Origin of the sequence: Ramlibacter sp. (genome assembly GCF_035627355.1) — a bacterium.
GTDB lineage: Bacteria > Pseudomonadota > Gammaproteobacteria > Burkholderiales > Burkholderiaceae_C > Ramlibacter.
The window spans coordinates 1-10,485 of sequence record NZ_DASPLW010000031.1; the positions used below are offsets into that span (position 1 = coordinate 1).

Below are 10,485 nucleotides of genomic sequence, written 5' to 3' on the forward strand. Positions count from 1 at the left end.
CGCGTGAGCACCGAGAACTGGGCCATCATCTTCAGCGTGCCGGGGGCGCACACCGCGTCCTTCAGCGAGGAGTTGCGGATCAGCTTCTCGTAGATCTTCATCTCCTCGGTGACGCGCAGGCAGTACGGCACCTTGACGATGTAGATGCGGTCCAGGAAGGCCTCGTTGTTCCGGTTGTTCTTGAACGCCTTCCACTCGCTCTCGTTGGAGTGCGCCATCACGATGCCGTCGAACGGGATGGCGCCGAAACCCTCGGTGCCCTTGAAATTGCCCTCCTGGGTGGCGGTCAGCAGGGGGTGCAGCACCTTGATCGGCGCCTTGAACATCTCGACGAACTCCAGCAGCCCCTGGTTGGCCAGGCACAGGCCGCCGGAGTAGCTGTAGGCATCCGGGTCGTCCTGCGCATAGGTCTCCAGCTTGCGGATGTCGATCTTGCCGACCAGGGAGGAGATGTCCTGGTTGTTCTCGTCCCCCGGCTCGGTCTTGGCGATGGCGATCTGCTTGAGCACCGAGGGGTAGCGCTTGACCACGCGGAACTTGCGGATGTCGCCACCGAATTCCTCGAGCCGCTTGACGGCCCAGGGCGACATGATGCGCTGGGTGTAGCGGCGCGCGATGCCATACTGCTGCTCGAGGATGGGCGCGTCCTCCTCGTTGTTGAACAGGCCGAGCGGCGACTCGTTCACCGGCGAGCCCTTGATCGCGTAGAAGGGCACCTGCTCCATCAGCTGCTTCAGGCGCTCGGCGATGGAGGATTTGCCGCCGCCCACCGGCCCCAGCAGGTACAGGATCTGCTTCTTCTCCTCCAGGCCCTGCGCGGCGTGGCGGAAGCAGGCCACCACCTGCTCGATCGGCTCCTCCAGCCCGTAGAAGTCCTTGAAGGCCGGGTAGATGCGGATCATCTTGTTGCCGAAGATGCGCGACAGCCGCGGGTCGTGGCGCGTGTCGATCACCTCGGGCTCGCCGATCGCAGCCAGCATGCGCTCGGCGGCGGTGGCGTAGACCAGCTTGTCCTTCCTGCACTGCTCGAGGTACTCCTCGAGCGACATCTCTTCCTCGCGCGTCTGCTCGTAGCGTGCCAGGAAATTGCGAACCACATCCATTGGGAGAACCTCCTTCGGTTTCGCTCGGCGCAAGCCTCGGTGCATCCGGTGTCGGCAGCCACTTTAGCGCGGAACCCCTGCTGAGTTGCACGCACCCTGTAGGTGAACGCCGGACTTCCCTGTAGGTGAACCGTAGAACAAATCTACGCCCTGAAAGTTTCTCGGGGAATGCCCTGTCCCCACTCGCGTGAGGGATGCGCAACAGCGTGCGCGCCGCTCGTAAAGTCGCTTGCGCATCGCTGCGTTTTGCGGCAACTTGACGTGCTTGCGCCGTTGCAGTCGATCGCGGCCAACGCCGGCATCGACGTGGCGACGCGCTCGCGGCAGCGCGTTTCCGTCGGCAAGGAATGAAATCGGCGGCTCGGTGCCGCCAATGAGTGATCGGCGCCGCCTGGTACGGCGCCGCGTGGCCGGCGCTACGCCAGCCCGAGCAGCCGGACCGCGTTGCCCTTCAGGATGCCGGGCATCACCTCCGGCTTGAAGCCCGCTTCCTCGAAGTCCTTCATCCAGCGGTCCGGCGTGATCAGTGGGTAGTCGCTGCCGAACAGCACGCGGTCCTTCAGCAGCGTGTTGGCGTACTGCACCAGCTGCTTCGGGAAGTACTTGGGGCTCCAGCCCGACAGGTCGATCCACACGTTGGGCTTGTGCGTGGCCACCGACAGCGCCTCGTCCTGCCACGGGAAGCTGGGGTGCGCCATCACGATCTGCATGTCGGGGAAGTCGATGGCGACGTCGTCCAGGTGCATCGGATTGCTGTACTCCAGCCGCAGTCCGCCGCCGCAGCGCATGCCGGAACCGATGCCGCTGTGGCCGGTGTGGAAGATCGCCGGCAGCTTGTGCGCGTTGATCACCTCGTAAATCGGCCAGGCCATGCGGTCGTACGGGTGGTAGCCCTGCACCGTGGGGTGGAACTTGAAGCCCTTGACGCCTTCCTCCTTGATCAGCCGCTCGGCCTCGCGCGCGCCCATCTTCCCCTTGTGCGGGTCGATGCTGGCGAAGCACACCATCATGTCGGCGTTCTCGCGCGCCGCCTGGGCGATCTCCTCGTTCGGGATGCGGCGCCGGCCGAGCTTGGACTCGCTGTCGACCGTGAACATCACCAGCCCGATCCTGCGTTCGCGGTAGTAGGCGATGGTCTCCGCGATGGTGGGGCGCCGGTTGGACTTGAAGTACTTGTCGGCCGCCCGGTCGTACTCCTCGCCGTAGTTGTCGAACGGATTCCAGCAGCTGACTTCCGCGTGCGTGTGCACGTCGATGGCGATGAGGTTGGCGTGGTCCATGCTGCGCTCCTGCATTAAGGGTTTCCACCCGGATGGTAGGGGTTGTTTTGATTATTGCCTATAACCAATAATGCGCGCTTCAAGCGGTACCGCCATGACATTCCAGGACCTCCAGATCGAGCAGCGCGGCGCCATCGCCGTGGTGCGCCTCAACCGTGCCGCCAAGCGCAACGCACTGAGCGACGGCCTCGTGCTCGCGATCCGCGACGCCTTCCAGAACCTGCCCGACACCGCGCGCGCGGCCGTCCTCTGCGGCGATGGCGACCACTTCTGCGCCGGCCTCGACCTGTCGGAGCTCCAGGAGCGCGACGCCGGCGCCGGCCTGCACCACTCGCGCATGTGGCACGCGGCGCTGGAGGAAGTGCAGTTCGGCCCCGTGCCGGTGGTCGCCGCGCTGCATGGCGCGGTGGTCGGCGGCGGGCTGGAGCTGGCTGCGGCCTGCCACGTGCGCGTGGCCGACGAAAGCACCTTCTATGCGCTGCCCGAAGGATCGCGCGGCATCTTCGTGGGTGGCGGCGGTTCGGTGCGCATCCCGCGCCTGATCGGTGCCGCGCGCATGGCCGACATGATGCTCACCGGCCGCGTCTACGACGCGCAGCAGGGCGAGCGGGCCGGCTTCGCCCAGTACCTGGTGCCGCAGGGCCAGTCGCTGGCCAAGGCGCTGGAGCTGGCCGGGCGCATCGCGCAGAACGCGCCGCTGACCAACTACGCGCTGATGCACGCGCTGCCGCGCATCGCCGAGCAGCCGGCCGACCAGGGCTACCTGACCGAGGCGCTGATGGCCGCCATCGCGCAGAGCGCGCCGGAAGCCAAGGAGCGCGTGCGCGCCTTCCTCGAAGGCCGCGCCGGCAAGGTCGGCAAGAACTGAGGCCCCCGTGGACGCCATGACTTCGCCTACCGCACCCCGCTATCGCCCGATGACGTTCGGAGTCACGCGCGCCCGGCTGCGCGAAGGCGCGGGCGGCGTGCAGTACCTGCGCGCCGAGCAGGACCTGCAGCCCTGCGCCGAGCGCATGACCGACCGGCTGCTGCACTGGGCGCAGCTCGATCCCGACCGCACCTTCATCGCCCGCCGCCGCCGGCTGCCCGACGGCAGCACCGGCGACTGGATCCGCATCAGCTACGGCCAGGCCCTGGACACCGCCCGCCGCGTCGGCCAGGCGCTGCTGGACCGCGGCCTGAACGCCGATCGCCCCGTGGCCATCCTTTGCGAGAACGGCCTGGAGCACGCGGCCATCGCGCTCGGCTGCCTGTACGCCGGCATTCCCTATTCGCCGGTCTCCTCGGCCTACTCCACCATCAGCCAGGACTACGACAAGCTGCGCCACGTGCTGCAGACGCTCACGCCCGGCCTGGTCTACGCCACCGACTCGCGCTACGCGAAGGCGATCGCCGCCACCGTGCCAGCCGACGTGGAGGTGGTGCTGGGCGAGCTGTTCCCGGCGGTGCCCGGCCAGGACAGCCTGCCCGGCCGCGCAATCACTCCGCTGGTCGAGCTGCTGGCAACCGAAGCGACCGCCGCCGTCGACGCCGCCCAGCGCGCCACCGGCCGCGACACCATCACCAAGTTCCTGTTCACCTCGGGCTCGACCAAGCTGCCCAAGGCGGTGATCAACACCCACGGCATGTGGTGCGCCAACCAGCAGCAGATGCTGCAGTCCATGCCGGTGCTGGGCGAGGAGCCGCCGGTGCTGGTGGACTGGCTGCCCTGGAACCACACCTTCGGCGGCAACCACAACGTCGGCCTGACGATCTACAACGGCGGCACCCTGTACATCGACGACGGCAAGCCGACGCCGGCGCTGATCGGCGAGACCCTGCGCAACCTGCGCGAGATCGCGCCGACGGTGTACTTCAACGTGCCCACCGGCTTCGAGGCCATCGCCCACGCGATGAAGGCCGATGCCGGGCTGCGCCGCAACCTGCTGTCGCGCGTGCGGATGTTCTTCTACGCCGGCGCCGCGCTGGCCCAGCCGGTCTGGGACCTGCTGCACGAGGTGCAGGAAGCCGAGATCGGCGAGCGCATCGTGATGGGCACCGGCCTGGGCATGACCGAGTCCTCGCCGTTCGCCATCTTCATCACCAGCCCCGACGTGAAGTCGGGCTACCTGGGCCTGCCCACGCCGGGCATGGAACTCAAATTGGTGCCCATGGAAGGCAAGGTGGAGGTGCGCTACCGCGGCCCCAACGTCACGCCCGGGTACTGGCGCGCGCCTCAGGAGACCGCGGAGAACTTCGACGAGGAAGGCTTCTTCCGCACCGGCGACGCGGTGCAGTGGATCGACCCGCAGGACCCGAACCTGGGGCTGAAGTTCGACGGCCGCATCGCCGAGGACTTCAAGCTGGCCACCGGCACCTTCGTCAGCGTCGGGCCGCTGCGCGCGAAGATCATCGCCGCCGGCGCGCCCTACGTGCAGGACGCGGTGATCACCGGCCTGAACCGCAAGGAAGTCGGCGCCCTGCTGCTGGCCACGCCGGCGGTGCGCCAGCTGGCCGGCCTGCCCGCCGACGCGCCGCTGAAGGACGTGCTGGAGAGCGCCCCGGTGCAGGCCCATTTCCAGAAGGTGCTGGACCAGCTGGCCGCGCAGGCCACCGGCAGCGCCAACCGGGTGGCCCGCCTGAACCTGATGCACGAGCCGCCCTCCATCGACAAGGGCGAGGTCACCGACAAGGGCTCGATCAACCAGCGCGCCGTGCTCAAGCACCGCGACGCCCTGATCCAGGCCTTCCACGACGACGCCCTGCCCTTCACCCTCAAGCCCACCGGAGACAGCCGCCCATGAAGATCGAAGGACAAGCCGCCCTGGTCACCGGCGGCGCATCCGGCCTCGGCGAGGCCACCGCGCGCGAGCTGGCGCGGCTCGGCGCGCGCGTCGCCGTGCTGGACGTCAACCTGGACGCCGCGAAGAAGGTGGCCGCCGAGATCGGCGGCGTCGCCGCCCAGTGCGACATCACCAGCACCGAGAGCCTGCAGTCGGCCCTGGCCGCGGCCTCGGCGGCGCACGGTCCGGCGCGCATCCTGATGAACATCGCCGGCATCGGCACCGCCAGGCGGGTGGTGCAGAAGGACGGCAGCCCGGCGCCGCTGGACGACTTCGCACGCGTGATCAACGTCAACCTGGTGGGCAGCTACAACGCCAGCCGCCTGTTCGCGGCCGAGTGCGCCAAGCTGCCGGCGCTGGACGACGGCGAGCGCGGCGTGATGCTGTTCACCGCCTCGGTTGCCGCCTTCGACGGCCAGGTCGGCCAGCAGGCCTACAGCGCGTCCAAGGGCGGGCTGGTGGGCATGACGCTGCCGATGGCGCGCGACCTGGCGCAATACGGCATCCGGGTCTGCACCATCGCCCCGGGGCTGTTCTCCACGCCGCTGATGCGCCAGTTGCCCGAACCGGTGCAACAGTCGCTGGCCGCGTCCATCCCCTTCCCCCCGAGGCTGGGCAAACCCGAAGAGTTCGCGCAGCTCGCATGCCATATCGTCACGAACACGCACCTCAACGGCGAAGTGATCCGCCTGGACGGCGCGCTTCGCATGGCGCCCCGCTGACCCCTTACCCACCCACCGGAGACAAGCCCATGAAACTCAAACGCACCCTGGTCACCGTCGCAGCGGCCCTGCTCGCCGCCGGCAGCGCGCTGGCGGACATCAACGTCGGCGTGAGCCTCTCGCTCACCGGCCCCGGCTCCGGCCTCGGCATCCCGATGGCCAACCAGTTCAAGCTGTTCCCCAAGGAAATCGCCGGCGAGAAGGTCAACCTGATCATCCTCGACGACGCCTCCGACCCGGGCAAGGGCGTGAGCAACGCGCGCCGCTTCGTCACCGAGGACAAGGTGGACCTGATCATCGGTTCCTGCCTCACCCCCGTGGCCGGCGCGATGACGCCGGTGGCGACGGAAGCCAAGACGGTGCAGCTGGCGGCCTCCCCGGTCGGTGGCAACAGCCCCTGGCTGTTCCGCCTGCCGCAGGGCAACGACGTGATGGCGCACGCCATGGTCGAGCACATGAAGAAGCAGAACGTCAAGACGATCGGCTTCCTCGGCTACACCGACGCGTACGGCGAGCTCTGGCTCAAGGCGCTCACGCCCCTGGCCGAGAAGGCCGGCATGAAGATCGTCGCCACCGAGCGCTTCGCCCGCACCGACACCAGCGTCACGCCGCAGGCGCTGAAGCTCACGTCGGCCAACCCCGACGCCATCGTGGTGGTCGCCTCCGGCTCAGGCGCGGCGATGCCGCAGATGGGCCTGGTCGAGCGCGGCTACAAGGGCAAGATCTACCAGACGCACGCGGCGGCCACCCAGGACCTGATGCGCATCGGCGGCAAGGCCGTGGAAGGCACCTTCGTGACCTCCGGGCCGGCGGTGGTCGGCCAGCAGCTGCCCGACAGCCACCCGTCCAAGAAGGCGGCCATCGACTTCTTCACGAACTACGAGAAGCAGTTCGGCCCGCCGAACCAGTTCGCCGGCCACAGCTACGACGCCGCCATCGCGCTGGAGAAGGCGGTGCCGATCGCCAAGCAGAAGGCCAAGCCGGGCACGCCCGAGTTCCGCTCCGCCCTGCGTGACGCGTTCGAGACCATGGGCCGCACCATCTTCGCCCACGGCGTGATGAACTGGACCAAGGACGACCACTGGGGCTACACGAACGAGACGGGCGTGATGCTGAAGGTGGTGGACGGCAAGTTCGTCGTCGAGAAGTGACGTTGCCAGGCGTCCGGCGCCAGCCGGGCGCCTGCAACGTCATCCCCGCGTAGGCGGGGATCCAGCGCAACGCGCCTGCGGCGCTCGCACGAAAGTCGGAAGCACTGGATTCCCGCCTTGGCGGGAATGACGCCCTCCCACCGACTTTCCCCGAATGAACTTCACCGCCCTTCGCCGGTTGACGGTTACCTGAAGACCCCATGGACTTTTCAATCGCCGGCATCCTCGCCATCGACGGCCTGACCAACGGCGCGGTGTATGCCCTGCTCGCGCTGGCCACGGTGCTGCTGTTCGCCGTGACGCGCGTCATCTTCATCCCGCAGGGCGAGTTCGTCGCCTTCGGCGCCCTGACGCTGGCCATCATGCAGACGGGCCGCGTGCCCGGCACCGTCTGGTTCCTGCTGGTGCTGGCCGGCGCGGCCGCGATCTCCGACATCTACGAGGGCGTCAAGCATGGGCACCCAGTCGCGCGCATCGGCAAGCAGGTCGCACGCACGCTGTCGGTGCCGGTCCTCGTGTCCCTGGTCGCCATCTGGGCCGCACCCAGGGGCTTTCCGCTGGTGGTGCAGGCGGTGCTGGCGCTGGCGCTGGTCACGCCCTTCGGCACCCTGATCTACCGCCTCGCCTACGAGCGCCTGGCCTCGGCCAGCGTGCTGGTGCTGCTGATCGTCTCGGTCGGCGTGCACTTCGCCCTGGTGGGCCTGGGCCTGTTCTTCTTCGGCGCCGAGGGCTTCCGCAACCCCAGCTTCTGGGACGCGCGCTTCTCCGCCGGCGCGGTGGCCCTGAGCGGCCAGGCGCTGATCATCTTCCTGGCCTCGATTGCGCTGATCGTGCTGCTGTGGCTCTACTTCGAGCGCACCCTGTCCGGCAAGGCACTGCGCGCCACGGCCGTCAACCGGGTCGGCGCGCGCCTGATGGGCATCTCGTCCAACTCGGCCGGCCGGCTGGCCTTCACCATGGCCGCCTTCATCGGCGCCCTGTCCGGGCTGCTGATCGGGCCGACCACCACCATCTTCTTCGACAGCGGCTTCATCATCGGCCTCAAGGGCTTCGTTGCGGCCGTGTTCGCCGGCCTTTCGAGCTACCCGCTGGCGATGGTGGGTGCGCTGCTGGTGGGGCTGCTGGAGAGCTTCGGGTCGTTCTGGGCCAGCGCCTTCAAGGAGGTGATCGTGTTCTCCTCCATCCTGCCGGTCCTGCTCTGGCGCTCGCTGCGCGACCCGCACGGAGAGGAGCACTGACATGTCCGCCGGTCCCGATACCGCCGTGGTGGCCGCCAGCGCCAAGCCCGGCAACGCCATGACCCTCCTGAGGCGCTTCGCCTTTCCCGCCTTCGCGCTGCTGATGCTGGTCCTGCCGGCGCTACCGGTGCCGGACTTCTGGATCACCCAGAGCAACTACATCGGCATGTATTCGCTGGTGGCGCTCGGGCTGGTGCTGCTCACCGGCGTCGCCGGCCTGACCTCGTTCGGCCAGGCGGCCTTCGTCGGCGTCGGCGCGTACTCGGCCGCCTTCCTGGCCGTGAAGATGGCGGCTTCGCCCTGGCTGGCGCTGTTCGTCGGCATCGGACTGGCCATCGCCGCGGCCCTGGTGCTGGGCGCGATCACGCTGCGCATGTCGGGCCACTACCTGCCGCTGGCCACCATCGCCTGGGGCCTGGCGCTGAACTACACCATGGCCAACATGGAGTGGCTGGGCAAGTACGACGGCATCCTGGGCGTGCCCGAACTGTCGGTGTTCGGCCACGAGCTGGGTTCCGGCCGCGGCCTGCACGTGGTGATCTGGGCCTTCGCGCTGGTGGCGGCGCTGGCCGCCACCCACCTGCTCGACTCGCGCCAGGGGCGCGCCATCCGCGCCCTGAACAGCGGTTCCACCATGGCCGAGGCCATGGGCATCTCCACCTTCCGCGCCAAGCTCACGGTGTTCGTGCTCGCGGCGGTGCTGGCGGCCATCTCCGGCTGGCTGTTCGCCTGGTTCCAGCGCACCGTGAACCCCTCACCCTTCTCCATCGGCAAGGGCATCGAGTACCTGTTCATGGCGGTGCTCGGCGGCGTGGGCCACGTCTGGGGCGCCTTCGTCGGCGCCGGCGTGGTCAAGATCATCGAGGACCAGCTGCAGGTGCTGCTGCCCGAGCTGATCGGCACCTCCGGCAACTTCGAGACCATCGTGTTCGGCATCATCCTGGTGGCGGTGCTGAAGTACGCGCCCGACGGCCTGTGGAGCTTCGTCGCCCGCTGGCTGCCGCGGGCCGACCGGGTGCGCGACTGGGACCGCGCCGACCCGCTGCCGGCCCGCGACAAGCCCGCGCACGGCGAGCTGCTGCTGCAGGTCGACCAGGTGCGCAAGGAGTTCGGCGGCCTGGTCGCCGTCAACGACGTCGGCTTCGAGGTGCGCGCCGGCGAGATCGTCGGCCTGATCGGCCCCAACGGCGCCGGCAAATCCACCACTTTCAACCTCATCACCGGCGTGCTGTCCACCACCGCCGGCGCGGTGCGCTACCGCGGCGAGGCGATCACCGGCCTGCCTGCGCGCCAAGTGGCGCGCCGCGGCATCTCGCGCACCTTCCAGCACGTGAAGATGATTCCCGAGATGACTGTGCTGGAGAACGTCGCGCTCGGCGGCTACCTGCGCGGGGGCAGCGGCACCGTGCGCGCGATGCTGCGCCTGGACCGCCCCGAGGAGCGGCGCCTGTTCGCCGAGGCCGAGCGGCAACTCGCGCGCATCGGCATGGCCGGCCGCATGCACGAACTCGCCGGCAACCTGGCGCTCGGGCCGCAGCGCCTGCTGGAGATCGCCCGCGCGCTGTGCAGCGACCCGGCGCTGCTGCTGCTGGACGAGCCGGCCGCGGGCCTGCGCCTCAAGGAGAAGCAGGCCCTGGCCGATGTGCTGCGCCAGCTCAAGAGTGAAGGCATGAGCCTGCTGCTGGTGGAGCACGACATGGACTTCGTGATGGGCCTCACCGACCGCATCGTGGTGATGGAGTTCGGCACCAAGCTGATGGAAGGCTCGCCCGCCGAAGTGCAGGCGAGCCCCGCGGTGCGGGCGGCGTACCTCGGAACGGAGCACTGAAGCGATGGCGAACCAGTTGCTCCAAGTGCGCCAGCTGCACGCCGGCTACGGCCGCGCCGAGGTGCTGACCGGCCTGCACTTCCAGCTGGGCGCCGGCCAGGTGGTGACCGTCATCGGCCCCAACGGCGCCGGCAAATCGACGACGCTCAACGCGCTCATGGGCGTGCTGCCCTCGCGCGGCCGCGTGGTGTTCGACGGCCAGGACGTCGCCGACGCCACGCTGGAAGAACGCGTGATGCTGGGCCTGGCGCTGGTGCCGGAAAAGCGCGAGCTGTTCGGCACCATGCCGGTGGAAGACAACCTGGTGCTGGGCGGCTACCGCGCCATGAAGCTGCGCATGC

9 protein-coding genes are annotated in these 10,485 nt (G+C 68.8%); 7 read left to right on the forward strand and 2 right to left on the reverse strand.

Annotation, left to right across the window (positions count from 1 at the left end):
* Both VEC03_RS08710 and VEC03_RS08715 read right to left on the reverse strand, forming a co-directional pair.
* Nucleotides 1–1,103: PrkA family serine protein kinase (locus VEC03_RS08710; protein ID WP_324914415.1), on the reverse strand; the 1,103-nt coding region annotated here is incomplete at its 3' end.
* A gap of 416 nt (nt 1,104–1,519) precedes the next feature.
* The gene (locus VEC03_RS08715) at nt 1,520–2,383 is read right to left on the reverse strand and encodes an amidohydrolase family protein (RefSeq protein WP_324914416.1); all 864 of its coding nucleotides are present in this window, start codon (nt 2,381–2,383) and stop codon (nt 1,520–1,522) included.
* Nucleotides 2,384–2,477: 94 nt separating this feature from the next.
* Between VEC03_RS08715 and VEC03_RS08720 the strand changes: the two genes are divergently transcribed.
* The 7 genes from VEC03_RS08720 to VEC03_RS08750 all read left to right on the forward strand — a co-directional run.
* On the forward strand, nt 2,478–3,251 hold the full coding sequence (locus VEC03_RS08720) for a crotonase/enoyl-CoA hydratase family protein (RefSeq protein ID WP_324914418.1): 774 nt from the start codon (nt 2,478–2,480) through the stop codon (nt 3,249–3,251).
* Between the two features lie 49 nt (nt 3,252–3,300).
* Nucleotides 3,301–5,166, forward strand: coding sequence for a feruloyl-CoA synthase (locus VEC03_RS08725; RefSeq protein WP_414708473.1), 1,866 nt, complete (start codon nt 3,301–3,303; stop codon nt 5,164–5,166).
* A complete protein-coding gene (locus tag VEC03_RS08730; RefSeq protein WP_324914419.1) occupies nt 5,163–5,927 on the forward strand; it encodes an SDR family NAD(P)-dependent oxidoreductase in 765 nt (254 codons plus the stop codon). Before VEC03_RS08725 ends, VEC03_RS08730 begins: the two co-directional genes overlap by 4 nt.
* A 29-nt stretch (nt 5,928–5,956) precedes the next feature.
* On the forward strand, nt 5,957–7,078 hold the full coding sequence (locus VEC03_RS08735) for an ABC transporter substrate-binding protein (RefSeq protein WP_324914421.1): 1,122 nt from the start codon (nt 5,957–5,959) through the stop codon (nt 7,076–7,078).
* A 200-nt stretch (nt 7,079–7,278) separates the two neighbouring features.
* Nucleotides 7,279–8,316, forward strand: a complete 1,038-nt coding sequence (locus VEC03_RS08740) for a branched-chain amino acid ABC transporter permease (RefSeq protein WP_324914422.1) — start codon at nt 7,279–7,281, stop codon at nt 8,314–8,316.
* Nucleotides 8,317–8,374: 58 nt separating this feature from the next.
* Nucleotides 8,375–10,144, forward strand: a complete 1,770-nt coding sequence (locus tag VEC03_RS08745) for a branched-chain amino acid ABC transporter ATP-binding protein/permease (protein WP_324914426.1) — start codon at nt 8,375–8,377, stop codon at nt 10,142–10,144.
* Between the two features lie 4 nt (nt 10,145–10,148).
* The coding region (locus VEC03_RS08750; protein ID WP_324914424.1) for an ATP-binding cassette domain-containing protein at nt 10,149–10,485 on the forward strand (337 nt) is incomplete at its 3' end.

Coding starts and splice junctions, on each gene's coding strand:
- VEC03_RS08740 (WP_324914422.1), top strand. CDS start 7,279: ATGGACTTTTCAATCGCCGGCATCCTCGCCATCGACGGCCTGACCAAC.
- VEC03_RS08720 (WP_324914418.1), top strand. CDS start 2,478: ATGACATTCCAGGACCTCCAGATCGAGCAGCGCGGCGCCATCGCCGTG.
- VEC03_RS08745 (WP_324914426.1), top strand. CDS start 8,375: ATGACCCTCCTGAGGCGCTTCGCCTTTCCCGCCTTCGCGCTGCTGATG.
- VEC03_RS08715 (WP_324914416.1), bottom strand. CDS start 2,383: ATGGACCACGCCAACCTCATCGCCATCGACGTGCACACGCACGCGGAA.
- VEC03_RS08730 (WP_324914419.1), top strand. CDS start 5,163: ATGAAGATCGAAGGACAAGCCGCCCTGGTCACCGGCGGCGCATCCGGC.
- VEC03_RS08725 (WP_414708473.1), top strand. CDS start 3,301: ATGACGTTCGGAGTCACGCGCGCCCGGCTGCGCGAAGGCGCGGGCGGC.
- VEC03_RS08735 (WP_324914421.1), top strand. CDS start 5,957: ATGAAACTCAAACGCACCCTGGTCACCGTCGCAGCGGCCCTGCTCGCC.